The sequence below is a fragment of the Corallococcus sp. CA049B genome (assembly GCF_003611685.1).
GTDB lineage: Bacteria > Myxococcota > Myxococcia > Myxococcales > Myxococcaceae > Corallococcus > Corallococcus coralloides.
The window spans coordinates 63,154-88,715 of sequence record NZ_RAWC01000010.1; the positions used below are offsets into that span (position 1 = coordinate 63,154).

Annotated in this window: 21 protein-coding genes, 1 tRNA gene and 1 pseudogene; 17 read left to right on the forward strand and 6 right to left on the reverse strand. The window is 67.4% G+C overall.

What is annotated here, in order from left to right:
* The first annotated feature begins 72 nt into the window (after positions 1 to 72).
* Positions 73 to 603, forward strand: coding sequence for a PspA (locus tag D7W82_RS03950; RefSeq protein ID WP_120617036.1), 531 nt, complete (start codon positions 73 to 75; stop codon positions 601 to 603).
* Between the two features lie 112 nt (positions 604 to 715).
* Here D7W82_RS03950 and D7W82_RS03955 read toward each other — a convergent pair.
* A pseudogene (locus tag D7W82_RS03955) lies at positions 716 to 1,081 on the reverse strand (DUF2379 family protein).
* Between the two features lie 220 nt (positions 1,082 to 1,301).
* On the opposite strand from D7W82_RS03955, the gene D7W82_RS03960 reads away from it, so the two are divergent.
* Positions 1,302 to 2,471: a serine/threonine-protein kinase gene (locus D7W82_RS03960; protein WP_120617037.1), complete on the forward strand. Its 1,170-nt coding sequence runs from the start codon at positions 1,302 to 1,304 to the stop codon at positions 2,469 to 2,471.
* A gap of 298 nt (positions 2,472 to 2,769) precedes the next feature.
* Here the strand turns inward: D7W82_RS03960 and D7W82_RS03965 are convergent, their stop codons facing one another.
* Both D7W82_RS03965 and D7W82_RS03970 read right to left on the reverse strand, forming a co-directional pair.
* Positions 2,770 to 3,117, reverse strand: a complete 348-nt coding sequence (locus tag D7W82_RS03965; protein ID WP_120582187.1) for a helix-turn-helix domain-containing protein — start codon at positions 3,115 to 3,117, stop codon at positions 2,770 to 2,772.
* Positions 3,118 to 3,170: 53 nt separating this feature from the next.
* Positions 3,171 to 3,479, reverse strand: a complete 309-nt coding sequence (locus D7W82_RS03970) for a helix-turn-helix transcriptional regulator (protein ID WP_370450931.1) — start codon at positions 3,477 to 3,479, stop codon at positions 3,171 to 3,173.
* Between the two features lie 269 nt (positions 3,480 to 3,748).
* On the opposite strand from D7W82_RS03970, the gene D7W82_RS03975 reads away from it, so the two are divergent.
* The 9 genes from D7W82_RS03975 (at position 3,749) to D7W82_RS40420 (ending at position 16,084) form a co-directional block, all read left to right on the forward strand.
* Entirely contained in the window at positions 3,749 to 5,722 is a 1,974-nt protein-coding gene (locus D7W82_RS03975; protein ID WP_120617039.1) for a protein kinase, read from the forward strand.
* Positions 5,723 to 5,795: 73 nt separating this feature from the next.
* Positions 5,796 to 6,716, forward strand: coding sequence for a DUF2381 family protein (locus D7W82_RS03980; RefSeq protein ID WP_120617040.1), 921 nt, complete (start codon positions 5,796 to 5,798; stop codon positions 6,714 to 6,716).
* Between the two features lie 410 nt (positions 6,717 to 7,126).
* Entirely contained in the window at positions 7,127 to 8,572 is a 1,446-nt protein-coding gene (locus D7W82_RS03985) for a hypothetical protein (protein ID WP_120617041.1), read from the forward strand.
* Positions 8,562 to 10,766, forward strand: coding sequence for a hypothetical protein (locus D7W82_RS03990; RefSeq protein ID WP_120617042.1), 2,205 nt, complete (start codon positions 8,562 to 8,564; stop codon positions 10,764 to 10,766). Before D7W82_RS03985 ends, D7W82_RS03990 begins: the two co-directional genes overlap by 11 nt.
* The gene (locus D7W82_RS03995; protein ID WP_120617043.1) at positions 10,763 to 12,097 is read left to right on the forward strand and encodes a hypothetical protein; all 1,335 of its coding nucleotides are present in this window, start codon (positions 10,763 to 10,765) and stop codon (positions 12,095 to 12,097) included. The genes D7W82_RS03990 and D7W82_RS03995 overlap by 4 nt, the downstream gene beginning before the upstream one ends.
* Positions 12,098 to 12,412: 315 nt before the next feature.
* Positions 12,413 to 12,670 carry a hypothetical protein gene (locus D7W82_RS04000; protein ID WP_147439218.1) on the forward strand — a complete coding sequence of 86 codons (258 nt, stop codon included), beginning with the start codon at positions 12,413 to 12,415 and terminating at the stop codon, positions 12,668 to 12,670.
* A 220-nt stretch (positions 12,671 to 12,890) separates the two neighbouring features.
* Positions 12,891 to 13,181 carry a hypothetical protein gene (locus tag D7W82_RS04005; RefSeq protein WP_120617045.1) on the forward strand — a complete coding sequence of 97 codons (291 nt, stop codon included), beginning with the start codon at positions 12,891 to 12,893 and terminating at the stop codon, positions 13,179 to 13,181.
* Between the two features lie 173 nt (positions 13,182 to 13,354).
* A complete protein-coding gene (locus D7W82_RS39955) occupies positions 13,355 to 14,347 on the forward strand; it encodes a hypothetical protein (protein WP_147439219.1) in 993 nt (330 codons plus the stop codon).
* 618 nt (positions 14,348 to 14,965) lie between these two features.
* Entirely contained in the window at positions 14,966 to 16,084 is a 1,119-nt protein-coding gene (locus D7W82_RS40420) for a hypothetical protein (protein WP_158617582.1), read from the forward strand.
* Between the two features lie 899 nt (positions 16,085 to 16,983).
* Here D7W82_RS40420 and D7W82_RS04015 read toward each other — a convergent pair.
* A tRNA-Asn gene (locus tag D7W82_RS04015) sits at positions 16,984 to 17,056 on the reverse strand.
* A 141-nt stretch (positions 17,057 to 17,197) separates the two neighbouring features.
* Here D7W82_RS04015 and D7W82_RS04020 point away from each other — a divergent pair.
* The 6 genes from D7W82_RS04020 (at position 17,198) to D7W82_RS04045 (ending at position 23,542) form a co-directional block, all read left to right on the forward strand.
* Positions 17,198 to 18,391, forward strand: a complete 1,194-nt coding sequence (locus D7W82_RS04020) for an RsmB/NOP family class I SAM-dependent RNA methyltransferase (protein ID WP_233587285.1) — start codon at positions 17,198 to 17,200, stop codon at positions 18,389 to 18,391.
* Positions 18,392 to 18,548: 157 nt separating this feature from the next.
* Positions 18,549 to 19,463: an LD-carboxypeptidase gene (locus D7W82_RS04025; protein WP_120617048.1), complete on the forward strand. Its 915-nt coding sequence runs from the start codon at positions 18,549 to 18,551 to the stop codon at positions 19,461 to 19,463.
* Positions 19,460 to 20,623 (forward strand): serine hydrolase, encoded by a 1,164-nt coding sequence (locus D7W82_RS04030; RefSeq protein ID WP_120617049.1) that lies wholly within the window; start codon positions 19,460 to 19,462, stop codon positions 20,621 to 20,623. Before D7W82_RS04025 ends, D7W82_RS04030 begins: the two co-directional genes overlap by 4 nt.
* A 12-nt stretch (positions 20,624 to 20,635) precedes the next feature.
* Positions 20,636 to 22,105 (forward strand): UDP-N-acetylmuramate:L-alanyl-gamma-D-glutamyl-meso-diaminopimelate ligase, encoded by a 1,470-nt coding sequence (gene mpl / locus D7W82_RS04035; protein ID WP_120617050.1) that lies wholly within the window; start codon positions 20,636 to 20,638, stop codon positions 22,103 to 22,105.
* A 3-nt stretch (positions 22,106 to 22,108) separates the two neighbouring features.
* Complete coding sequence (locus D7W82_RS04040; RefSeq protein ID WP_120617051.1) at positions 22,109 to 22,693, forward strand: TlpA disulfide reductase family protein; 585 nt, start codon at positions 22,109 to 22,111, stop codon at positions 22,691 to 22,693.
* 24 nt (positions 22,694 to 22,717) lie between these two features.
* Positions 22,718 to 23,542, forward strand: a complete 825-nt coding sequence (locus D7W82_RS04045; RefSeq protein WP_120617052.1) for an inositol monophosphatase family protein — start codon at positions 22,718 to 22,720, stop codon at positions 23,540 to 23,542.
* On the opposite strand, the gene D7W82_RS04050 is transcribed toward D7W82_RS04045, so the two are convergent.
* Positions 23,539 to 24,153: a polysaccharide biosynthesis/export family protein gene (locus D7W82_RS04050; RefSeq protein ID WP_120617053.1), complete on the reverse strand. Its 615-nt coding sequence runs from the start codon at positions 24,151 to 24,153 to the stop codon at positions 23,539 to 23,541. The two genes, D7W82_RS04045 and D7W82_RS04050, sit on opposite strands and share 4 nt — an antisense overlap.
* 14 nt (positions 24,154 to 24,167) lie before the next feature.
* Entirely contained in the window at positions 24,168 to 25,427 is a 1,260-nt protein-coding gene (locus tag D7W82_RS04055) for a hypothetical protein (protein ID WP_120617054.1), read from the reverse strand.
* Between the last annotated feature and the right edge of the window lie 135 nt (positions 25,428 to 25,562).

The following is a 25,562-nucleotide window of genomic DNA, read 5'->3' on the forward strand; positions in this document are numbered from 1 at the left end:
CAAGAGGCTGACTGTTGTCGTGTTGAAGAATACGCGGGCCAGCCAGCCCGCGAGGAAAGCGAGCGAGAGCACATGCAGAACGACATGATGAGTGCCATTCGGGCCGTGGTGGCGGAGGAAGTAGGGAAGACGATGGGCCGGCAGGTGGAGCTGCTGGAGAAGATCGCTCAGTTCCTGGGCATCGAGCCTAGCCCGGCTCCTGCGGCGTCCGCGCCGAAGCGCACACCCGTGCCTCCTCCCTCGTCGAAGCGCCCGCCCGCGCCCGCCACTGCCCCGAAGCGCCCGTCCTCGGTGCCCGTGCGGAAGTGGGTGAAGCCGGAGGCCGCGTCGAAGCCCACGCGGGCTGGGCCCGCGCCCCAGAAGAGCCGCGGACGTCCACGCGCAGCAGGACGCACAGCGACGGCCGCGGCCCCCAGCTCCAGTCCCGGCCCCGAGACGTCGGTCTCGTATGAGCTGGGACAAGAGGTGCGTTACAAGCAGGGGCGGGGCAGCTTCTCGGCGAAGGTGAAGTCCATCGACGCGAAGGCGAAGACGGTGACGGTGGAGCGCGTCTCCGACGGCAAGCAGGTGGTGCGCCCCTTCGACAAGGTGACGTCAGCCTGAAACTGGGCCGCGAAGCGCCCTCTCTGGAGGGCGCTCCTGCGGCAAGCAGTAGGAGTGCGAGAGCGCTGCCTCCGCTTGGCATGCCGCTGCGGAAGGCGCTCCGCATTCGTCGCTACGGTTCATCGGCCATCTCGTCGAGTTGCCCCTGGGCGAGGGCGCGGTAGTGGGGCACGACTTCAACGGCGAGCACGTCCCGCATTTCTTGGCGGGCGCTGTCGAAGTCCCCTTCTGCTCGTGCTGGTACGTCCGGCTCAACGCATCCATGAGCCTGTGGGAGCCTTCTCGGATACGCCGAGACGCCTCGCGCAAGAGGCCCAGCGCGCCCGACTTCGTGGCGAAAGCCTCCTCGGCTTCGTTTCGTGATGTCAGCTTCTACGTGAGGGCCAAGCGCTCTCCTGCGACGGGGGCAGTGGGCCAGTGAGCGAATCGGGCCCCAGTCAACGGTTTCACTCGTGAGCCCCGGCTTATCGGGGGGCATGGCTGGGGCCCTTCGTACCCAGGAGGGGGAGATGGTGCGTTGGCGGGCCAGAATCGGGGTGCTGCTGTCTAGCTGCGGGGGGCGTGGCTTCACAGAGGTGTGAGGTCATGTTACTTCGCAGGTGAAGTCAATTTGACCAATTTTCGATTGAGTGGGTAGCTCGGCTGCGAAGGGGCGTGTCCATGAGGCCGCGCCTCTTCCTTGAGGAGGAGTTACAGCCATGACGAAGCATCCGGACGAGGTGACGACGGAAGAGGGACCGACCCGCGTGCCAACCCTCCCGACACGTGCTGACGCGCACTTCCTCTTCGAGGTGGGAGGTGTGCGCTATGAGGTGGTGCGCGAGTTGGAGGTGCGGCCGAATCGCGAGAGGCTGCTGCGGGCTCAGCGGCGTGCCGCGGACGGCACGTTGTCGGGCCCCTGCCTGGTCCGCCAACTCGCCAGTCCTGCCTCGTACATGGCTCGCAAGCGGCTCGCGGAGGAAGTGGAGTTGGCCTTCTGCCTCGACCACCCCAACATCGCCCAAGTCTTCCATGTGGAAGTGGACGAGGTGGAGGACGTCCCCTACGTCATCATGCAGTACGTGGACGGCCCCTCGCTGGAGACACTGGTGTGTGCGGCGGTGGTGCGGGGCCAGCCCCTCTCGGAGGGCTTTGGTCTGTACGTGGGGACGGAGGTGGCGGACGCGCTGCACTACGCGCACACGCTGACGTCGGGGAAGGGCGTGCCCCTGGGCATCGTCCACCGGGACGTGAGCCCCCGGCACATTGCCTTGGGACGCCATGGGGAGGTGAAGGTGCTGGACTTCGGCTCCGCGTACTCACTGCTGGTGGGGCGGGAGGAGTCGCCGGAGAGTCTGCTGAGAGGCGACGTGGCGTACGCCAGTCCGGAGTACCTGCGCAAGGCGGGGCTGACGCCGCGCTCCGACGTCTTCAGCCTGGGCGTGCTGCTGGTGGAAGTCATGACAGGCAACCACCTCTTCGAGGTGCACGACGTCCCGCCCGTGCCGGCGAAGGAGAGCAGTCAGCGGACGGAGACGCCTCCCACGCTGCCGTTGCAGCAGATGCAGGCCCTCATGGAGACGTTCAGCCCGGAGGTTGTCGAGAAGGCGGTGGCCACCCTCTCGGACGACGTCAAAGCCGTGCTGCACAAGGCCCTGCGCCTCGACCCCGAGGAGCGCTTCGCGACGGCGGGGGGCATGCGCGATGCCCTGCGCGGCGTGGCCCTATCGCGGCCCACGGGGCCCTACGGGCGCGCGGAAGCCGCCAGAGAGGCAGCCCTTGTCGTGTCCGCGGGCGGGCAGATGCGCGACAAGGTGGAGTTCGGCGAGGGGGGCCTCTACCCGGAGGGGTTGGACGCGCACGAGTTGGTGGCCCTGAAGAAGGAGTAGGCCGTCGACGGTCTGCTTTCGCGTGGCTCGAAATGGCCAGCACCTCGCCACGCGGTGGAGCGCCTTCTGGCGAGGAAGAAGCGCCTGGAGGAGTGGCTCGCTGAGGTGAATGAAGCGCTTCGGGATTGCGGCGCGGCGTACCCGGGCCCCTCGGCCTGCCGGTGAGGGCGCCCGTCGGCGCCGAGGACTGCCCGGTCTGCTCGCGCTCGGGACGCCAACGCGTCGGCCGTATGCAACCTGGCGTTGGAGAGGAGGGCGCGCGAGCCGTTCGGCGGCGCCTCCTCCCCAGGGAGCTGCCTCAGCGAGCCAACTCGGTGGCGACGTGGACGAGGGCGTCCAACTTCCCTGCGTCGAGCTTCCGAGCGACGAAGATGAGCCGGCGCAAGGTGGCGTCGTCCTCCGGCCGAGCCCGAGCCTCGCTGTCGGTGGACTCGGTGAGGCCCAGCAGGTCCTCCGGGGAAACCATCAACGCGATGCACATGCGGTACAGCGTCGAGACGCTGGGCATCATGTGCCCGCGCTCCACGCGACTGTAGACGGCGGCGGCCAGCCCCACGCGCTCCGCGACTTGAACCTGCGTCAGGCTCATCTGCTCCCGGGCGAGGCGGGCGACGGAGCCTATTTGGGTTGCGAGTTCTTCATTCATAAGGTGCAGGTGAGTATACCTGAGTTGCTACGTGTCATGGCTGTGACGCTCCCTCAGCGCACACCAGAGAGGAGCTGAACGAGGGCGAGCGCCTGGCGCGTGTCCAACCGGTGCACGTGCCGTCGCAGGGCATCCTTGGTGGTGGCGGCGATATCCGGCGATAGGAGGGTGGGGTAACCCAGCAACTCGTTGGGCGTGGCGCCGAGGGCGGCGCACAGCCTGTACAGCGTCGCGATGCTGGGGAGCATGAGTCCTCTTTCAAGCCGGCTGTAGGCGTTGCGGGAGATGGCGACGACTTTGGCCACCTCCGCCTGCTTCATGCCTGCACGAAGGCGGGCCGCGCGCAGGGTGTCTCCGATGATGGCGGGTAAGGGTCGGAGGGAAGCCTTCGGAGGGACGGCGGCGTGGACGTCGGGAGGGAGATGCATTCGGCGAAACAATACTTAAAGGGAAGATGGACTTCACCTCTTAGGTATTAATGGTTGCCTCTTCCCTGTCCGGTGCTCACGTGTGGGAGAAGAGTCACGCGATTTCCCTGGGCTTCTGGTAGCGTGGGCCGGCGCCGGGGAGGGAGTGGCATGCGCGTGGCCGCAGTCCTGCTGTCCGACAGAGTCTCCAGGAGGACGTCGCCATGAGGGATGACGGCCCCCCGGCCGTGCTGTCCCCCGGGGACGTGGTGAAGGGCTACACGGTGGTGAGGCAATTGGATCGTGGTGGCTTCGGCACCGTGTACCTCGCGACGAATGACGGGCAGCCCTGCGCGCTGAAGCTGGTGGAGCGGCAGCGCGTGGAGGGGCGGGTGGAGAAGGAAGTCTCCATCCTCTTGCGCTTGAAGCACCCCAACGTGGTGGGACTTCGCGGCTTCTCCTACTGGCAGGCCGGGGAGCGCGACTTCGCCCTTATCGCCATGGAGTACGTGGAGGGGCGGAAGCTCGGGGTGTGGGTGAAGGAGGAGAACCCCTCGGCCCGGCAGGTGGCGAAGGTGACGCTCGACGTGGCGAGGGCGCTGGCTGCCTCGCACGGGGCGGGGGTGGTGCACCGGGACGTGAAGGACGCCAACGTCATGGTGCGCGCCGCGGACGGGCTGGCGGTGCTGGTGGACTACGGGATTGGGGATTACACGGGTGCCCCTGGCGTCACCCAGTCCATGCTACCGCCAGGGACGATGGAGTACCGGCCCCCCGAGGCCTGGCGCTTCATGAGGGAGCACCTGGGCCAGGCGGGCGCCCGCTACGTGTCGGCCCCTTCGGACGATATATGGGCCCTGGGCATTGTCCTCTACCGCCTCCTCGCGGCGAGGTGGCCCTTCGACTCCGGAACGGACGCGGACTACGTCGAGGGCGTTATGGGCAAGGTGCCCGTGCCTCCCCACCTCGCCAACCGCTTCGTCCCGGAGCAACTGGGCCTGTTGTGCATGCGGCTGCTGGAGAAGGAGCCTGCTGCGCGACCCAGTGCGGCAGTTGTCTGCGAGGCGCTGGAGGAGGTGTTGGCCGGGGCGGAAGGGGAGGCGTGGGACGTCCCCTTATGCGACACGTATGGCCCGCACTCGGCCACTACCGAGAACGAGGGCGGAGGCGAGGCGAAGCACCTCGCACGCAACAAGCTCGCCCGGTGGGTGAAAGTCCCATTGCGCCAGATGCGCCGTGGCAAGGCGCCCGGGCTGGAGCTGCCAGAGATTCCCGGCGAGGACTCGCCCGCGGAGTTGCTTCCCCATGCAGCTCCGGTGGCTGCTGCCTCACCGCCTGTCGAAGCGGAGCTGCTGGGCTCGGAACTGGAGGATGGGCTGGGCGTCGCAGAGGTTGCGGCGGAATCCGCGCTGGCGTCCCCCTTCGTAGAGGTGGGGCGGCGCTCGTTCCTCTCGCGACTCAGGATGGGGCGCGTGCTGGGCATGGGGCTGCTGGCCGTCGCCCTGGCAGCAGGGGCGCTTCTCTCGCAGCGGACGCCTCCGCCCCCGGGGGCTCAAGCTCCCTCCACCCCCGGCCAAGAAGTAGCGACATATACAAAGAAACCTCAAGCTACCCGAGCCGCAGCTCCCACCGGGCCGGAGGCAACACCTGCGGCCGTCGCTCCCCCCGCGACGCTTCCCGAGGTGACTGCCACCGTGACGACGACGAAGAGTGACTCCCCGACCTCCCCGCCGGTGCCTGCCAAGAAGGCCACGAGGAGCGTCAGCAGTGCCCTGGCGACGACGGCCCTCTGCGGCGCGCTGGCTTGTTCGGGCCCCCAGGTGCGCCCTGCTCCGGACCCTGAACCGTGCCCGGAAGGCGCTACCAAGGGCATGAAGATGCTGGGCATGGAGATTGGAGACGACGCGGGTGCGAGCTTCGTTCGGGGAGAAGAAAAGCTCGTGACGGTGAGGGACGGCACTGCACAGATCATCCTGGGCTCGGACAAGGCCACTCTGTCTGGGCGACTCATTATCGCCGACCGCGTCTATGTCCGACTGACTCGGGCGCGATTTCGTGGAGAGAGCTTCCCCGTGTGCCTGGAAGTGGTGGACTCCTCTCGGAAACGAGGAGCGAAGATCGAAGGTGGCGGAGGGGATACCGGTAAGGCTCGCGTGTACTCTGCGATTTTGGTCAAGGCAGTGAGTGAGTTTGAATGACCCGTTGCTGTTGGGCAGGCGCCCGTGAGTCGCCAGCGATGTTGCTGTTGGCGTGGTCCAGGAGAAACGTCGCGTGCATCATTCAGTGTCGGCCGTGCTGCTTTTCTTCCTCCTCGCAGGAGAGGGGGCGGCCCTAGCGCAGTCGCCCGCATCCACCGTGGGGCTGAGCGTTCGCCGAATCGAGCTGGCCTCGGATGATGCTCAGCCAGCACCTGAAGTAGCGGTGAGCCTAGGACTCTCGACGGTGTTCCTCTTTGACTCGGAGGCGAGCCGAGAGGGGCTGATGCTCGAGGGACGCGAGCGTTTCGCGATGGTGGATGCTGGGCTCAATACCTTGCGCCTGGTCCCTTCAGAGAAAATCTCGGCGGGAGAGCGGCTCAAGCTGACGGTGCGTTTCCAGGATGGAGCGGCCCCAGCGAGTGCGACGTTTGTCCTGGTCGCGCACCCTGCGCGGTCAGAAGCGCTCGTCGAGGTCTATCGGCGCAAGAGAAGCGTCGAGACGTACCAGGAGGAAGTCCGCCAAGCGCGCATTGAGGCTACGCAATGCCGAGAGGAGAATGAGCGCCTGCGTGCGGAGCGAAGTGCTCCTGATGGGTTGACGGGACTCATCTCGACGAAAGTCCTCAGCGGGCGAGGCGTTGATTTCCGCGACGTGACAATGGACGTAACCCAGGGGCCGGGAGGGGCAGCAGGCAAACAGCTTGTCCTTGCATACCGCACAGCTCGCAGGGTGGCTGTAGAGGTCACCCTCAAATATGTAGGAGACGCACAGCCCTGGACAGCAGTGGGGGCGACGCTCCGGAGCAAGACCAGCGACGAGCTGAAGGTACGCCAAGTGTGGCAGTCGGGCCCTGTCGCCCCGGGATCGGATACCCAGCGCGTAGTGGTAGAGGCTGAGGCTGCATCCGAGTCCCCTCAAGGAAGCTTCACGCTCAAGCTCTGGGATGCAGATATGCGCCGCACCGTCACCCTGGGCAACGTCACCTTCCCATAAGCCGGAGTGTGCGCGAGTGAATGCGCGACTCACTGATGGCTGCGGGCGCCCTGATGGCGACGCTCCTGCACCATCTTCAATCACTGCACCTCGATGTCGGTGTTGGTCTCGCGAGCTGCGCAGGGACTTCCTGCACCATATAAGGCACTCGCTGGCAGTCGTCGTGCGCGAGTAGCGGTCTGCGCTTCGTCGTGCAGCATGCCTGCCGGACGCTGTGGAGTGTCGCCACGGTCATTCCTATTCGCGCGGCTGGCGCCGTAGCGTGGTGTGGCACGTCTGTCTATCCCCCGGCGGGCCGGGTCGTATGTGACTTTTTCAGTGCAATGCCCCACCCGGTCCTGCGCCTTGTCGGACCGAACATGGAACCTCTGTCCTGAGCGCCCCTGCTGGGGCCTGCCACGGAGGGGTCGATGGGCATGCATTGGAGTTGGGCCGTCGTCTTGCTGCTGCTGTTGCCCGGGGCCGGAGGGGCGCAGGAAGCCATCACTCCAGAGGACTTCGACGCCACCGTGCGCAGGTTGGAGGAGGCCATCTCGGACAAGGCTTCTGGCGAGGAAGAAGAGGACGAGGCTCCGTCCGAGGAGGAGGCTTCTGCGCCCGCGGCGCCCGACTCGGCACCTCCGATGACGAACCTGCTGCGCATGGACGCGGCGACGTTGACGTTGCTGCCTAGGAGGGGCGCGGGCACCGAAGAAGGCTTCGTGCAGGTGGAGCCCATGGTGGCCTTGGGGAGGGGGGAGTCGTTCCGCCTCATTCTCGGGGCACCGGTACGGCTGCGGCTGTGGGGTGGAGGCGAGGGCGCGGGCCTCGTGAGGAAGGAGGACTGGGACACGCTGTCCGACTGGGGGCAGGTGGTTCGCCTCTTCATGGTGGGAGGGGATACGCCCAACTCGGCGTGGCTGGGGATGATGGAGGGCTACTCCCTGCTGTCCGGACACCTGGTGCGGCGCTACGGCAACCGCGTCAACCCCGACTACCACCCGGCCGGCGTCATCGCGACGGGGACATTGGGGCCGGTGTACGCAGAGGCCTTCGCCTCGGACGTGCTGAGCGCTCGCCTGGCGGGGGCGGAGGTAGCCCTGGACGTGCAACACGTCCTCTTCGGCCGGCCCCCTGTCCCGGGCTGCTACACGCTGGCGCTGTCGGCGGTGCATGACTGGGGGCGGATCGCCGGCACCGCGCGGCCCATGACGCTGGCGCACCTGGACGCCACCGCCGTGGTGTTGCGGCGAGGGAGCAAGGGGCAGAGGGTGGAGGCGCACCTGTTGGGCGGCTGGGGTGGACGCCCGGGCGAGGGCGGAGCCTGGGGCGCGGTGGTGGGCGTAGGCGTGGATGCGCTGACGTCGACGGTGGACTTACGGGCCCGCCTGGAGGGGCGCCTGCAGCGCGGAGGCTTCCGGCAGGGTGCCTTCGGCCCGGACTACGAGTTGGCGCGCTTCCAGGTGGCGGGCCCGGCCTCCGTGCCGCTGGTGGAGGCGTCCTTCCCGGAGGGGGCTTCCGCCTATGGGGAGGTGATTCTCAACTGGGACGCAGTGCGGCTGAGTGGCATGCGCCAGCGACACCTCTTCCTCTCCCTGGGCGTGGAGGCCTTCTCCTGGGGCCGGGTGGACGTGGACGGGCGGGTGGAGGCGCAGCTCTTCCACCGGGACTTGAGCCTGGGTGTCGGTGGGCTGGCGACGGCCATGGGCCAGTCGGGAGCGCGCTACGTCGTCTCGGGGGAGGCCCGATGGCGTTTCCTGGGAGGCAACCTCTACGCATTGGGGCAGGGTGGCACGCTGTTGTTTCCCATGCCGGAGGGGACGCTGCGGCCGGGGGCCTTCGCGGCCGTGGGGCTGGGGGTGGACAATGCGCGCTGAGCGACTGCTGCGCGGCGGAGCCGGCCTGGTGCTGGCCCTGGCACTCCTCACATCGGGGTGTGCCTCGCTGCCCTCTCGGGCGGGCCCTGGGGGCACCCTAGCTGTCGTCTCGGCCTCGACACCCATGACGGCCTTGGGGCGCGCTGCCGTCGCGAGTCTCCCCGAGGACGACGCCCACGAGGACTTCGACGACGAGCAGTCCGCAGCCGGACCGCTTCTGCACCGCCGCCGGGCCACGCCGTCTCCCCCGAATCCCGGCGGAGGCGAGACGGCACCCCTGCGAGTGGTGGGGGCCCTGGCAGGTGTGTGCGGGGACGTCCCCTCGGGGTGGCCGCACCTGGACTCGGAGGACGAGGTGCTGGCGCCCTTCCTGGCGTGCACCACGCCCGCAGCCTTCCTGGCCTTGCAGCGCCAGGCGGACATGCCCCGGCTGGTAGAGGCCCTCTCGGACTGGAACGCCGTCCGGCTGGGCGCCCTGGGCCCCTTGGAGACCCAGGGCGCCCGTGTCCTCCTCCAGAAACGCGCGGCCTTCCTCGCCACCGCCGTCGAGAAGCACGGCCTGGCCAAGGCGGAAGTCCTCGCCCTCTTCGTCCTGCACACCTCTCACGACGATGAGGTGCGACAGTTCTTGCGCCTGTTGGCCGAGGACAAGCTGCTCAAGCGCGCCCTGGGGGCCATGGAGGTGGTGCGCGAGGAGCTGAAGCAGCGAGGCATGGCCCTCACCGACTTCCCGGAGCGGGACTTCCGTGCTGGCGACATCGCGCGGGGACTGGGGAGGGCCGCGGATGACGTCAGGGCCTCCATTCCAGTTATCGGTGGGCTCCGGGGCGTGGAGGCGTCCTACCTGCCCGCGCAGCTCCCACCGCTCTACCAGGACGCGTACCAGGAGGTGGAGAACGCCCAATTCCTGGGGGCCTTCGCGCCCAGCAACGTGGCCCTGGCGTCCTTCGACCACCTCACCTTCGGGGTGCCGCTGGGCTTCTACCACCTGGTGGCGGGGACGGCGCAGGGCGGGGCGTCCCTCGCCAAGGGGGAGTACGAGGAGGCCACGCGGCAGTTGGCGCCCGCGGCCCTCATGGTGGGCTTGTACGCGGGAGGGAAGGGGGCGCGCGCGCTTCGTGAAGCTGGCGTCTCACGGCTGGAGCGCGCTCGCCTCCAGGCGGTGGTGTCCCGCGTGGAGTCGCTGAAGGCGGTGCTGGAGAGGTTGGAGGCGCGAGTCGGGGAGAGCGTCGTGGGGGAGTTGGCGCGCTACCTCCAGCAGGACCGGGACGCAGCCATTCTGGTGGCGGAGTGGGGCGAGGCAGGCGCGCTGGCGTTGTACGAGGCGCGAGGCAACGTCGCGCAGGCACAGGCCACATTGGCCGTGCGGTACCGCGAGCCCCCGAGTGGCGCATCTGTCGGCGGGGGCTCCGGGAGAAGGGGCGGTACAAGGCCCTCCGTGCTTCCCGAGATGGCAGGCCTGCCGGCTGAGGTGGCGGAGGCGAAGTTCAAGCAGTTGGAGGCGGAGTTCCCGGGAGAGCGCCTGTCGATGAACGTGGCAGAGCTGGAGAAGCACAGCGAGGCTCTGCGGAAGGCGGTTCCTGCCGAAGTGACTGCGGAGCCCCTCTGGGCCCACTACGTGGCGTACCTGGAGACGCGGGCTGCGGAACTCAAGCAGGGGATCGCGGAGAAGGGGCCCCTGAAGTGGGCTGGCTACCAGCTCGTTCGTGACAGGTACGCCCGGGGCCTGGCCTTCGAGCGGGAGATGGTCGCCATCCTAGAGGCGGACGCGGCCCTGCCGCGGGCGAAGAGGCGATGGCTCAAGGACTTCGACCGGCCCCGCATCGTGACGCATGTAGGGGTAGCGAAGGCGGACCTGCGCTTTGCGGACGTCCTCGTCATCGAGGATGGGCCTGCTGCTGGCGCGCTGCCCCGCGTGGAGACGTTCAGCTTCAAGAGCCGGGAGCTCAATCGCCTGGGGAGGAGTGAGCTGACGGCGCAGATGAGAGCAGATGCAGGCGACGCCTTGCTGTACTACGGAGAGACGGTGGACATTAGGCGGCCTGAATTGAAGCTCCGTGGTATGGCGGTAAAGGTCGAAAGGGTCCGCCTCGTCTATGAACGCAAGCTTGCGCCAAGCGATACGGACATGCTGACGAGTGCGGTGAGGAACGTCAAAGAGGACGTCAAGGGAGTGGAGGTCTTGTTTCAATGAAGCTGCTGACCCTTAAAGACCTAAACGTTGAAGATACGCTGAGGTTTTCGTTCGACGGGTCATTCAGCCATCATGATGCGTTAGAGCGTGAGTTGGAGCCCTTTCTTCAAGGGCTTGAGTCGCATGCGGGTGATTGGATGCCCGACATTGTAAAGGGCAGTCGGCAGCGTAGATATTCGCGTGATGCTGTCGTGATGGCTCTGAAAGAGCGCCAAGATCGGTACGGTTCGACAGTTGGCTTGTATCGCACGACTTTCCCGGCCGTCTCGTTGACGATTGATCTTGGGCTTGCGCTCACTCCTGCGAAAATACGCATCTGGCTTGATGTGCAGCCCGTGTCTTTCTTTTCGGAACAGGAGCGCTGCCAGGAGTTCGTAAAGGCAGTTCGCGGATGGGGTTCGATGTATCCAGTCCCCTATGCTGTGGCGCACAGTGCAGCGGACAGGCAGTTGGCTGATTTTCCTCGGTTTGGCCGCGATGACGAGACGTGCGAGAGGTCTGGGACCGACACGGTCTACGACGTATTCTGGCTGAACATCTTCGGTCCGAATCTGGTGGAATCCGTCGGCCGAGAGCGGATGCTCTCGACGCCCGCGTACCTCGTGGAGGAGCTTCCCAACGGCTCCGTCCTCCTGGTGCTACGGCCGACTGCTGCGGACTTCGCGAGCGACGAGGCGCGTGTGGCCCAGGCCCGTGCGCATGTCCACTTGCGGCCAGACCTCGACTTCGACACGGTGCTGCGCACGCTGAGAGAGCGCAGCGCCGCGCTCATCCCCGTCGAACTGCGCTTCCACCCTGACGTGGCGCCTTTCCTCTCGCGACTGCCGGACGAGTTCGCCATCAGCGAGCGGCAGCGGAAGATTGCCGAACTCAACGCTTTCCGGCCGCCGGTGCCGGAGGAGTGGCTACCAGTCGGCCTTCCCTCGGATGTGGAGAACCCAGAGCGCGTCCGCAGCTACTACGGCGACCTGGCCGAGAGCCTAGTAGCTGCGCTGCATACCAATGTGCCCAGCATCTTCGATGCGACGCCCGAGTCCCTCACGGACCTGGACTTCCACTTCTGGCGGGAGAACTTCCCGGAGCGGTATGAGCGGGATCTCATCGACGAGCACACGGCTCCGGCTCTCGGGGCCTTCCTGGGCGGCATGCTGGTGCGGCGGTTAGGAGGGACGTGGGTGCTGCGGCAGAAGATGGAAGAGTCCCAGGTGCGCGTGGGCAAGCGCGTCTGGCTGCCATTCCTCCGCGCGCGCCGGTACATGCAGTCGCGCGAATCGCTGTTGGCGTACTCGCTCACCCAGTTCTTCAAGGAGGCTGAGCGGTACCGGCCGTGATTGAGGCGCAGGCGCGCACGACTGCAGCGGTTGCTGGGTGGAACTGATCGCTACCGCCGCAGTCGTCGTGCCAGGGGTTTTGGCCGGCGGGGATGGGCCAAGTATGGCCCTAGACGGCCCCAGCGGTTGACAAGGTGCTGGTCGTGACGAGGTCCCCTTGGCCTTCGCACCTACACTGTGCCTGAAGTGAGCCCACGTCTGGCTTGCGGGATATGTACGCTCGACGAGGAATGCTCCGCTTCCTCAGCGCCCTTGCGCCGAGTACCTCTCCGGCGGTGTAGTCTTGGCAGTCCACCGCGCTACCTGGAGGCCTCCATGAACGCCGCTAGCCCACCCACCGTGAAGGTTGATGCCTGCGCCAATTGCGGCAAAGACAAGGAGGCCTACTACTTGCCGCAGGGGCAGACGATAGCTGTCTGGCCGTCCTTCACGGTTTCGGTGGCGGACCCAGCGACCGGGAAGGAGCGGGAGTACACACGCATCCTCTGCCCCTCCTGTGCGAAGACGCTGCCGCTGACGGAGGACAGGAAGCGCATGTTGGAAAAGCAGGTCGCTGCCCACTCGAAGGCCTGAGGGGATTCGCGCCCGCCACCTCCCAATCTCGGGATGGCGAAAGGGCGCGGTTGGGATCTGAATCAGCGCGTATTGGAGTCGGACGAGTATCCACCAAGAGGAGGTAGTTGTGAGGGAGAAGAACGAGGAGACCGCAGTGTTGTCCGCAGCCGAGGTACGCCAGGGACTCGCCACCATCCGGTCTGCGCTACCGGCCGCTTCCAAGGAAGCGGGTGCCGCCTTGTCCTCCATCGAGGCGTACATCGAAGCGCTGGAGGCGGACAGGGGTCGGCTCTTCAAGGCGCTCACGGAGGATCCGAACTGGTCGGAGGAGCCGGTCCATTACCATCCCCAGGCTTATGGGGGCCTGCGCCCGTCCGTGCCGCTCAACTCATTGACGCCACAGGAGCGCGACCGCGTTCGGCGGTGCCGCGACAGCCGCCTCTGGCTTCCGGCCCCTGCCGGCACCGTGCAGGATCCCTCGGGGGTCGTGTGGGTCTCTCCTCCCGTCAACCCGGCCAAGAATGTGTGACCCGCGAACAATCGGCAACTCTCCGACGGGGAGTGCTGGCTGCCTGCTGTCAAGGCGAAGGGGCGCCCAACACGGTGAAGGAGTAGGGCTGTTCACGGAATCGGCTAAGCTCGGCGGCTAACTGACGCCCGTGGTCTCCGGTTGGTCTACCGCGCGTCGGTGGGTGGGGAGCAATGCCGCAATCGTCGCTCGTTCTTGAACTGCAGTGCTTGGCGCAGTCGAACAAAACGGACCTCTCCGAACTGCTTCGGCATGCAAAGGTCGTCGCAGTGAAGCTGAAGCTCGATGATTTCAAGGAGTGGCTTGACCGTGAAATGGGGGGCTACCCTCGTGATGGGAAAGTGCCTGAGTACCGCATTCTATCCGCGCAACTCATGGCCAAGAACCCATACAACGGGTTGATACCAATTATGTTCAAGGCAGGCGACAAGCGCGCAACCCACTTCTCGAAGTCGCCCATTGTCCAGTCAGTTGGAGAACTAGAGCATCTGCTTCATGGGATGCAACAGGACGGACAACTTCAGATTCCTCTGTCTTCCAGTGAGATGGAGTGGCTGGTTGATGGCAACAGGGACCTGATGCACATGCCGCCGACCAGAATCGTGAGCCCAAGCGGCGTCGCGGGAATTCTTCATGCCGTGCGCGACACAATTCTCAACTGGGCGCTGGACCTAGAGCGCCGTGGCATTTTGGGCGAGGGGATGACGTTCACTCAGGACGAACGGCGGTCAGCGGCGAACATGACGATTCATAACTACGGGGCCTTCATTCACGGCGACAATGCCAACATGGCTTCCGCCGACGCATCACCGGGCGCGACGGTCACGACAGCCGCCGGAGGTGCTCAGGTCCACCAGCGGTTGAGGACGGTCATCGCAGCCGCGCAACAGCAGAACGAAGAGTTGGGCAGCGCGCTTCAAGCGTTGGCGGATGCCGTGGTGAAGAGCCGGGACCTACCGGATGAGAAGAAGAGCGAGGCCACCGAGCAGTTGTCCTTCGTCGCGCAGCAGTGCGCCCTCCCTGAAGACAAGCGGCAGCCTCGCAGCGTCCTCAAGCCGTTGCTCAGCGGTCTGAGAGAGACGCTCGGGCTTAGCGCCGACGTCCTTCAGGTCTGGGGTGTCTACGGCCCGACCATCCTCGCCGTCCTCGGCGTCGCCCTGTCGTGAACGCCGCTACCGTTGCCTCGTAGGCTTCGGCGGTTTGGGCCTCCACCACGGCCAGCGCGTCCCGGACACCGCCAGTTCCTTGGCCAGCCGTACTCCACCCAGGCTAGGTTCCGCGAAGTCCGTGAGGCGGGACTACCTTCCAGCCCGTGGCGTGCCCAGGGCGATGCCATCCATGGGGCGCCGAGGAGCTGCTGGCTGCCCGGGCCTTATGGACCAGGAGGCCCGGCGGTGCCTTCGAACGTGCCGCACTCCTCCTGCCCTGGACTCACTGGAGCCGTGTTGCTGCGGTGGCTGGCGGGATGATGGGGAGGCCGCACCAGAAGATGGAGGAGTCCAAGGTGCGCGGTGGCAGGCTCGTCATCCTGTCCTGCCGATGTGCCCACAGGCACATGCGGCTCTGCCAATCACTGCAGGATAGCTCCCGCTCGCGGTCGTGCGCGGAGGGGGAACTGCATCGATTCTGGGCAGGGAGGGACTCGTATACATGTGAAGATCGACCGCCAGGGGACGCAGAGTTTGTGGCGAGGCCGCTGCATTTTTAGGATGCTGGCTATCTCCCTAGAGCGCCAAGGTCCGAGAGTTATGGTTACTGACGAGCTTCGTAAGAGTGTTGGTTTGATGCTGAAGAAGCTGAAGCCACTTCCGGAGTGCTATGAGAAGGAGCGTCGCTTCACGAATTTCAAGGCGGATGACCAGTTTCCAGTTCCTGAACTTGTGCTCTTTGTTTTGCGGGATGTCCTTGGTCTGGAGGTACTTGGCCCTTGGGAGAAGACTCGATGGGGAGCTTCGTTTGAGTACGAGGGGGCTTATTTCGATGTGTCGCTTAGGAAGTTCGGATTCACGGTGACGACGCAGGTTGAGCATCCAGAGGGGTCGCCGTTGGTTAGAGAGGTTTTGGGAAAGATCGAGAAGTCGGTTCGGATTGTTGAGAAGTTTCTTGAGCCGTTCGTCCAGGAACAGGCGCGCGATGGCAGGGTGACAATTGCCAATAGGTTTCATCACTTCGAGCGGACATATCGATTCTTCCGCGAAAAAGCTGCTGAAATGTATGGACCGCCTGAACTGCTGCCGGCAGGCAATGGGCAAGGTGCTGAGAAAGGGGGGGCTATTGATTTTTTTGCTCCGTGGGCGAGGGCATCGGAGAGGGCAATGGAGGGAGGGCACTATGCGGAGGCTATGATGAATGCCTACTTCAGTAGAGCCGAGCATGTGTTGGTGCTTTCGTTGCCTTTCTTGGGCTTCGAACCAGGGAGCGGGCAGCTCATGGATTTTATTGCTGAGAAGTGGTCGAAGAAGGTTCGTCGCCTCTTTGAGTCTGGGGCGGATCCGGTTGCGAAGTCGCTCTACGAACGGATTAAGCACATTCGAGATGCCTTGCGAAACCCGTTGGCGCATGGAGGATTTGAGCCAGGTATTGGTTCTCTGTACTTTCATCTGCCAGGCGTGGGGGCTCTTCCTGCTCGGATGACTCGGCATGGTGATGGTTTTTCTTTTGTCTTTAATCCCATTGGGCATGCTTCGTTTTGGGAGATATGCGCGGCTCTTGATGAGTTTGATGAATATTTGCGCAAGAAGCTGGGTGGGGGCTGGCGTTGGGCCGAGGCGGGGCTCGATGTTGCTTATGACGAGCAAAGCCGTAGGGAGTATTTTGCTGCGGCGCAGTCCGTCGAGAAGCTTGAGCGTCTCATTGAACGGGCTTCGTTGAGGGGCGACTATCATAATAACTTTGAATATTGACGGACTGTTGAGGGTGGCATGGACAGCGTTCCGTCTTGTTTCGGAATAAGGCGCGCGCCAGACGCACGACATGAGTAAGGCACTCGAACAGTGGGTGCAGATGTCCAGTTGGAGGTCGCCGGGCGAGTGCGTGCGGAAGGAGTGCTCGCTGCGCGGGTGGTAGCCATAATCTAAGTGCCGCCAGCCGCATGAGGCTCTGTTCAGACGACAAGCTAGAAGTGCCAGGCGTCGGCTGCGGCGAAGCGGATGGCCACATGAAGCGCTCGGCGCAGTCGTTGCCTGCAGGGACTCCGGACGATGGACGGGGGAATGCGCCCCGGCGATGCCGCGATGCCGCACGAGTGGGAGGGACGCTGCCGAGTCTTGGGGCTCTCAGAGTCTCTCGGACAGGGCGCCGGCCGCCTTGCGAGGAAGGGCGAGTGCCCTCGCGAAGCGGTGGCAGAGCCGGCTGATCCGAGGCGGCTGAAGGCGCCTTCACTTCGAGTGTTTGTTTGGAGGGCCCTGCCAGCCTGGCGTTGCCCTCGCCGGGACCAGCAAAGCAGGTGAAAGACGCAACCAAAAACCAGAGAGAGACGCCCTCCCAGAAACCTCAGAGCGGAAAGAGCGGGTCTCCGGGGGAGTGTTGTTAACCACCGCCCCAAAAGTTAACAGCACCTGTTAACCACTCTCGGCCTCTCTCTCCCCAAAACGGGTGAAAGAGCGGTCCAGGGGGCCCACTCGGCGGCGGAGGAGAGGGGGCATCTCGCTCTGCGGGATAGAGCGCCGAGAGCGCCCTCTTCGTCACCGCGAGCCAGAATCCCTTGTGATTCAAGGGCTTAAGCACGAAGGCCCCGCGATATCATCGCGAGGCCCTTGTTAAACAAAAAGGGCCCTACCGGTTGGTAGGGCCCTTCAAGTAGCTCCCCGACGTGGACTCGAACCACGGACATGGTGATTAACAGTCACCCGCTCTACCAGCTGAGCTATCGGGGAATATGTCCCGTCGCGGCGGTGCGTTGCCGTGATGGATGCGACTTCTAGAGAACCGAGCCTGCCCTGTCAACTGTCCTGTTCGATCCGATCTCCCGGCTTATCTCGCAGCCCTGGTCCTCGCTCCAGGGGCTGAGCCCTGTCGTGTCCGAGGCGCTTGCCCGTGTCCTCTCGGGTGACCCTGCCGAGCGCGTCCTCGACCGGACCCTGCGCTCCCACCGCGCCCTGTCCCGCGAGGGGCGCCAGGCGCTGAAGGAGGCCGTCTTCAACGTGGGCCTCTGGCGCCGCCGCCTGGGGTTCCTCCTGGACTCGCCGGATCCGTCGCCCTCCCAGCTCCTCTTCGCGCTCCTGCATGGCCTCGTGGGCGTGCCCGCCTCGGATGCCGCGTCCTGGGCGGGGCTGAATGCTCCGGTGCCCTTGCGGACCGGAACGCCCCCGTCGCTGGCGCTCCGGGCCTCGCTGCCGGACTGGCTCGCGGACCACTTCGCCCGTGAGCTGGGGGCGGAGGCGGAGGACTTCTGCGCCCACCTCAACGTCCCGGGCCCCATCACGCTCCGGGTGAATCCGGCCCGCATCTCCCGTGAGGCCCTGGCCGCGCGCCTGGCCTCCGAGGGCGTCTCCACCCGCCCCGGCTCCTGGAGCCCGCTGGCCCTCCATGTCGACGGTCCGCGTCCGAACCTCTACGCCCTGCCTTCCCTCCAGGAGGGCCTGTTCGAGGTCCAGGACGAGGGCAGCCAGCTCCTCGGGCTCCTCGTGGAGGCCCGGCCGGGGGAGACCGTGCTCGACCTTTGCGCGGGGGCAGGGGGCAAGACGCTCCAACTGGGCGCCGCCATGAAGGACTCCGGCCGGCTGCTCGCCTACGACCCGGACGCGGAGCGGCTGGACCGGCTCCAGCAACGCGCCTCCCGGGCCGGGCTCACCCGCGTCCAGGTGCTCCGGGCGCCTCCGTCACCGGGCCTCGACGCCGACCGCGTCCTCGCGGATGCTCCCTGTTCCGAGCTGGGCTCGCTCCGCCGAGGCCCGGACCTCCGCTTCCGGCTCACCCCGGACTCGCTCTCCCGGTACACCGCCGTCCAGCGCGACATCCTGGCCCGCGCCGGGGACGTGGTGCGCCCCGGTGGCCGGGTCGTCTACGCGACCTGCACCGTCAACCGGGCGGAGAACCAGGACGTGGTCGCGGACTTCCTCCGCTCCCGCCCTGCCTTCCGGGCCGTCACTCCGGGCTCCGGATGGCTTCCGGACGTGTGCCTCCAGGACGGTTTCCTCTTCGTCACCCCGCACCGCCACGGCACGGACGGGTTCTTCGCCGCGGTGCTGGAACGAAGCGCGGAGGGGTAGGGCCGCTAGGCGCCAAACCTGTCCGACAGTCGGACAGGTTTCCTATGACGGCCGGGCGGACGAGCGCTCCACGGGGCCTCGTTCCTCCGTCCTGCGGTACTCAACGCTTCGGGCCCCGGGCTCCCTGAAACACCGTGGCGCCCCGGCACCGGGTGCTATGAAGCGCTGCGTGCGTTGGCTCAAGCCCCTTCCGCTCCGTCCCCGCGACACGGTGCAGGTCGTCGCCCCCGCGGGCCCCTTCGAACAGGCCCCCTACGAGGCAGGCCTGCGCATCCTCTCCGAGCGCTACTCCCCGGTGGTCCGGCCCGATATCGGTGCCTCGCACCGCTACCTCGCCGGGGATGACGTCCGCCGCCAGGAGGAGCTGTCGCATGCGTTCCTCGACCGCGCCTCCCGCGCCATCTTCTGCGCCCGGGGCGGCTATGGCAGCTCTCGCCTGTTGCCGGAGCTGCCCATCGACAAGGCCGGCCCCGTTGCCTTCACCGGCTTCTCCGACCTGACGTCCATCCACTGCGCGCTCCAGGCCCTGCACCGCGTCTCCATCCACGCGCCTGTCCTCACGCAGCTGGGCCGCCAGTCCACCCAGGTCCACGACTACCTCTTCCGCCTGCTCGAATCCGCGGAGGCCCCGCCGCCCCTCAACGGCAACGCCACCTACGTCCCCGGCACCGCCGAGGGCGTCCTCGTGGGCGGCAACCTGTCCGTGTTCTCCCGGCTCCTGGGCACGCCGTACATGCCGCCGCTCGACGGCGCCGTGCTCCTCCTGGAGGACGTCACCGAGCGCCCCTACCGCATCGACCGCATGTGGACCCATCTGCGGCTCGCCGGGGTCTTCTCTCGCGTGCGCGGCATCGTCCTGGGCGACTTCACCGCCTGCGAGGAGAAGGACGCGAACTACTCCAGCGCGGACGTGCTCCGGGAGCTGGCGCGCGACGCTAAGGTGCCCTGCGCCGCGGGCTTCCCCATCGGCCATGGCGCCATCAACTACCCCGTGGCCCTGGGCACCCACGTGCGCCTGGACGCGGACGCCGCGCGCCTCACCTTCCTCGAAGGCGCGGTGAGCCCCGGATGAGCCAGCACCCCATCGCCAACCTCCAGGCCGTGCTCGACGACGGCGTGGAGCTGGGCATCTTCCCCTCCGCCCAGGCCGTGGTGCTCCACAAGGGCATGCAGGTCTTCGGCGGTGTCGCTGGCAACGTGAAGGGCGAGACGAGATTCGACCTCGCGTCCCTCACCAAGGCCATGTCCACCACCGCGCTCTTCCTGCGCCTGTGGACCGAGGGCAAGGTGGGCCCGGACACGCTCGTGTCCCGCTACTTCCCCGGCTCGCCCGCGGGCGACGCGGGCGTCACCGTCGCGGACCTGCTCTACCACCGCTCCGGCCTGCCCGCCTTCGTCCCGTTCTTCGCGGACGCGCTCAAGGCCCACCCGGAGTTGCTCGACGCCGGCTGCCCTGCCTCCGTCCGCGCGCAGGTCCACGCGGATGTGCTCCATGCCGCCGCCGCCACGCCGCTCGACGCGCCCGTACGCACGAAGTCCGTCTACAGCGACGTGGGCTTCATCCTCCTGGGCGACATCCTCGCCCGCGCGGGTGGCGCCCCGCTGGACGTGCTCTTCCACCGCCACGTCGCGGAGCCGCTGGACCTGAAGGCCCGCTTCCACCGCCTCACCGACTTCCCCGCCGACGGCGCCACCGCGCCCACCGGCGCCATGCGCCCGCGCGAGCCCGCTCCCGGCCAGGAGTCGCTGTGGAAGGACGTGCCGTCGCAGCCGTCCCGCCCCGCGGAGGTGGATGACGACAACGCCTGGGTGCTGGACGGCGTCGCGGGACACGCGGGCCTCTTCGGCACCGCCGTGGACGTGGCCCGCTTCGGCCAGGCAGTGCTCGAAGGCGCCGCGGGCACGCATGCCGCGATTGCTCCGGGGCCCTTGTGGCACCGCGCGCTCGCCACCGACCCTTTGGTGGCGGGCAGCACCCGCTCCATGGGCTTCGACTCTCCGTCGAAGGGCCACTCCAGCGCGGGCCGCTTCATTGGCGACACGCCTCCGGGCGCGGTGGGCCACCTGGGCTTCACCGGCACCAGCCTCTGGGTGGACCTGAGGCGGTCGCTCGTCGTCGCGCTCATCACCAACCGCGTGGCCCAGGGCCGTCAGGACCTGCGCATCCGCGACTTCCGCCCCGCCTTCCACGAGCTCGTCGTGGAGGCGCTCGACCTTCACGTCCTCCCCTGAGGAAACCGCAGCATGGCTGACGACAACGGCAACGTCCTCGACTCACTCGACCCTCAGTCCGTGCGCCGCATCCACCTGGTGGGCGTTGCCGGCACCGGCATGGGTTCCTTCGCCGGCATGCTCAAGGCCGCCGGCTACGACGTCACCGGCAGCGACGAGAACGTCTACCCGCCCATGAGCGACATGCTCCGCACGTGGGGCATCCCCGTCAGCACGCCGTACGCGCCCGCCAACCTGGACTCGGCGAAGCCGGACCTGGTCATCATCGGCAACGTCATCCGCCGGGTGAACCCGGAGGCCACCGCCGTGCGCGAGCGGGGCCTCAAGCAGATGAGCTTCCCCGCCGCGCTGGGCACGCTCTTCCTGGATCGCTCGCACTCCGTCGTCGTCGCGGGCACGCACGGCAAGACGACGACGTCCTCGCTCATGGCCCACGTGCTGGTGGCCGCGGGCAAGGACCCGAGCTTCCTCGTGGGCGGCGTTACCCAGAACTACGCGGGCAACTACCGCGTGGGGAAGGGCCCGCACTTCGTCGTGGAAGGCGACGAGTACGACACCGCCTACTGGGACAAGGGCTCCAAGTTCCTCCACTACCGGCCGCGCACCGCCATCGTCACCAGCGTGGAGTTCGACCACGCGGACATCTTCCGCGACCTGCCCCACTACGAGGCCACGTTCGAGAAGTTCGTGCGCCTGGTGCCCAAGGACGGCCAGCTCGTGGTCTGCGCCGCGTACCCGAACGCCGTGCGCATCGCGCGCGGAGGCACCGCCCCCGTCAGCACCTACGTGGCCAAGGAGGGCGCGGACGCGGACTACACGCCGAAGAACGTCTCCTTCGGTCCCGAGGGCGCCCGCTTCAACGTCGTGGAGAAGGGCCAGGACCTGGGCACCGTGACGCTGCCCATGTCCGGCGCGCACAACGTGGAGAACGCGCTCGCGGTCATCGCCGCCGCGCGCGGCCTGGGCCTCACCTTCGCTGAAATCCAGCAGGGCCTGTCCACCTTCCAGGGCGTGAAGCGCCGGCAGGAGGTGCGCGCGGAGGTGGACGGCGTGCTCGTGGTGGACGACTTCGCGCACCACCCCACCGCCGTGCGCGAGACCATCGCCGCCATCCACCACCGCTACCCGGACCGGCGCCTGTGGGCCATCTTCGAGCCGCGCTCCAACACCAGCCGCCGCAACATCCACCAGGAGGACTACGCGCACGCCTTCCCCGGTGCCACGCGCGCCAGCCTCAAGGTGCCCGAGCGCCACGACAAGGTGCCCGAGGGCGAGGAACTCAACGTCCCCAAGCTCATCGAAGCGCTCAAGGGCCAGGGCATCGCCGCGGACGGCGCCACCGACGTGCAGACGCTGGTGGACCGCGTCGCTGCCGAGGCGAAGTCCGGCGACGTGCTGCTCGTCATGAGCAACGGCTCCTTCGGGGGCTTCATCGACAAGCTGCTCACCGCCCTGAAGACCCGGGCGGGGAAGGGGACCTGAGCCATGCGCCGCCCGTTCCTCCTCTCGCTGGGAGCCCTGGCGTTCGCGCTGGGCTGTGCCTCGTCGTCGCCTTCGTCACTGCCGCCGCTCACGGACCGCACGGGTGACGGGACGCGCTCCAGCAGCTCCGCCCTGGAGTCGTCGAACAAGGCCCCGGGCCAGCCGCTGATGTTTCAGGTGAAGCGCTACCCGGACAACAGCCCGTATGACTTGAAGAGCGACCGCGGGCAGGTCGTCCTGCTGGACGTGTGGGCCACGTGGTGTGAGCCCTGCAAGGACGCGCTGCCCATGTACGCGCAGCTCCAGAAGGAGTACGGCTCGCGCGGCTTCAAGGCCTACGCCCTCAACGTGGACGAGGACGTGCGCGCCATTCCCGCCTTCCTGGAGGAGGCGAAGGTGGAGGTGCCCATCCTCCTGGACGCCAACGCGCTGGTGTCCGAGCGCCTGCTGAAGGTGCGGTTGATGCCCACCACCTTCCTCATTGATCGCAAGGGCGTCATCCGGCACGTGCACGAGGGCTTCGCCGAGGAGTTCCTCCAGAAGTTCCAGACGGAAATCGAGCAGCTGCTCGCCGAGCCCGCCTCCTAGCGCGCACCCGAGGGAACCGCATCCATGGCCCACGAACCGGAGACGCCCGCCGCGCTGCGCCGCACCGCGGAGGAGGGCGCCCGCATGGCCGGCGGCATCCTCCGCGAGCGCTTCCCCCAGCACCGCACCATCGAGTTCAAGGGCGGCATCGACCTCGTCACGGACGCGGACCGCGCCTCCGAGGCCGCGCTGCTGGACTTCCTGCGCCAGCGCCATCCGCACCACGCCATCCTCGCGGAGGAGAGCGGGGCCACGCAGGGCACGGACACGTTCCGGTGGATCGTGGATCCGCTGGACGGCACCACCAACTACTCGCACCAGGTGCCGCACTTCTGCGTCAGCGTGGCGGTGGAGGGCCCGGAGGGCACCGTGGCGGGCGCTGTCTACGACCCCATGCGCGACGAGCTCTTCTCCGCCGCGAAGGGGGAGGGCGCCACGCTCAACGGCGTGCCCCTGAAGGCCAGCCCCACGGCCACGCTGGAGCGGGCGCTCCTGTGCACGGGCTTCCCCTACGACGTGCGTGAGCGCCCGGACCTGCCCGTGGGCCTCTTCAGCCAGCTCATCCTCCTGGCGCAGGGCATGCGCCGCACCGGCAGCGCCGCGCTGGACCTGGCGTACGTCGCGGCCGGCCGCTTCGACGGCTACTTCGAGTTCGGCCTCAAGCCCTGGGACATCGCCGCTGGCGGCCTGCTGGTGGCGGAGGCCGGCGGCGTCATCGTGCACATCGACGGGCGGCCCTTCGACGTGCTCAAGGGGGACGTGCTGGCGAGCGGCGCGAACCTGGCGCCCCAGCTCATGACCCAGGCGAAGCGCTTCCTGGATGAAATCGGCTGGACGCCGCGCGACTAGAAGAAGCTCTCCGGCACGAAGACGATGTCGCCGGCCTGGAGCAGGAAGTTGCGCTCGCGGCCCACGCCAATGTCCTCCACGGGCACGCGAATCTTGCGCTCCTGCCCGTCCACCACGCGCGTGACGAGCGTGTTGTTCTTCGCCGCCAGCTTGGTGAAGCCACCGGCCAGCGTAATCGCCTGGATGATGGACACCTCGCCGGTGACGGGGAAGGTGCCGGGCTTCTGCACTTCCCCGAAGACGAAGATCTTCTGCGAGTTGTACTCCCGCACCAGCACGGACACCTGCGGGCGGCGCAGGTAGCGCGCCAGACAGTCGCGCAGCGCGTCCGCCGCGGCGCTGGCGGTGAGGCCGGACAGCGACACCTTGCCGCACAGCGGATAGTCGATGGTGCCTTCCGGCGACACGCGCCAGGTGCCGGAGTGCTCGGGCTCCTGGAAGACGCGCACCTCCACCACGTCCCCGGGGCCCAGGTTGCCGCCGGACGTCGCCGCGGCCTGCGCGGCCGATGCGGGCGTGGGCGGAGGGGGCGGCGGGCGCGTGTCCGCGTGACACGCCGCCAACACCGCGAGGAGGACCGGCAGGACGAAGCGGGGCCGCGAGGGACGCATGGGCGCGGAAGGCCTCAGTAGGAGACGGACACCCGCGCGTAGCCTTCGTGGCGGGTGTAGTTGAGGCCAGCGGCGCCCAGCGAGGAGGAGCGGGTGCCCAGCATGTAGCCCACCGCGCCCACCAGCCACGGGCGGATTTGATACTCGGGCCCCAGGTCCAGCGTCACCAGCGTGTCGCCGCGGCTGCCCGCGAAGGAGAGGAAGTCCAGCGCGCCCGCGGCGTGCAGCGCGAGCCGGCTGCCCATGACGGAGCGTCCTTCCGCGTAGACGCGGTCGTCGCGGAAGGTGCCGTAGGCGGCCACCGGCTCGAAGGCGCGCAGGTAGCCGCCCTTCACCGTGAGCGACGGGCCCAGGAGGTACGTGCCCTCCACCTGGCCCACCACGGTGGCGCCGCCGCTCGAGCCCAGGTTCTGGGCCCAGCCGGCCTTCGCCGTCAGGGTGATCCGCGGGGATATCAGGCCGGACACGCCCGCCATGGCATGCAGGATGGCCGCGCTGGGCGTGGTGGTGTCGTTGAAGTAGCCCCGGTACTCCAGGCCCGTGTCCACCACCACCGCCGTCTTGGGCAGGAAGCGCCAGCGGCCCTCCGCGCCCAGGCGCAGGTTGCCGTAGTTGAACTGGCTGGCGGCGAGCGGATCACACGCGGCGTCGGTGCAGCCGATGGGCGTCATTCCGCCCAGGGGCTCGAAGAACTCCATCGCGTACGCCAGCGACGGGGTGACTTCCAGCGCGCCGCCGCCGGGCTTCCACTGCGCCTTCACGCGCGCCTCGTTGAAGAGGCTGAGGATGCCCGCGCCCAGCGCCGCCGTGCGCGTGCGGTCCGAGCGCGTCAGCTCGTCGCCCACCTCCACGGACAGCTCGCTCTCCTGGTTGAAGCGCAGCGCCAGGTCCGCCGCGCCCTCCAGGTGGGACGCCGCGCCGGAGCCCGCCGTAATCAGGCCCGTGTAGGCCACGTAGTCCAGGTTGCCGCGCAGCGCGATGGCCAGCTTGGGGGACGGCACGTCCAGCAGCAGCCCGGGGCGCACGTGCAGCGCCAGCTCCCCGGACAGGTCCGGGGATAGGGGGCCCGTGCCCGCCTCGCGGAAGTAGCCCACGCCGCTGTCCAGCCGCGTCTCCAGCTCCAGCGTCGGGTGCAGCCGCCCGTTGCCCACCTTCAGGCCATTGCCGCCCGGAGGACGACCGCCCACGAAGGCCTGTGCCGACGCCGTCAGCGGCAGGAGCGCCGCGAGCGCCAGGGCCCCGAGGGCCAGACGGAATGTCCCAGGCTGCTTCATGGTGTCAGAGGCGCTCCACGCGGTGAGACGGCGGGCATAGCACGCGGGTTCCCGCACCGGAACAAACGGTCCAGGGCCGGGACCGCGCGAGGTGGGAGCAAGCAGCCACTCAGTCCACGGGGCTCGCGGGCGGGG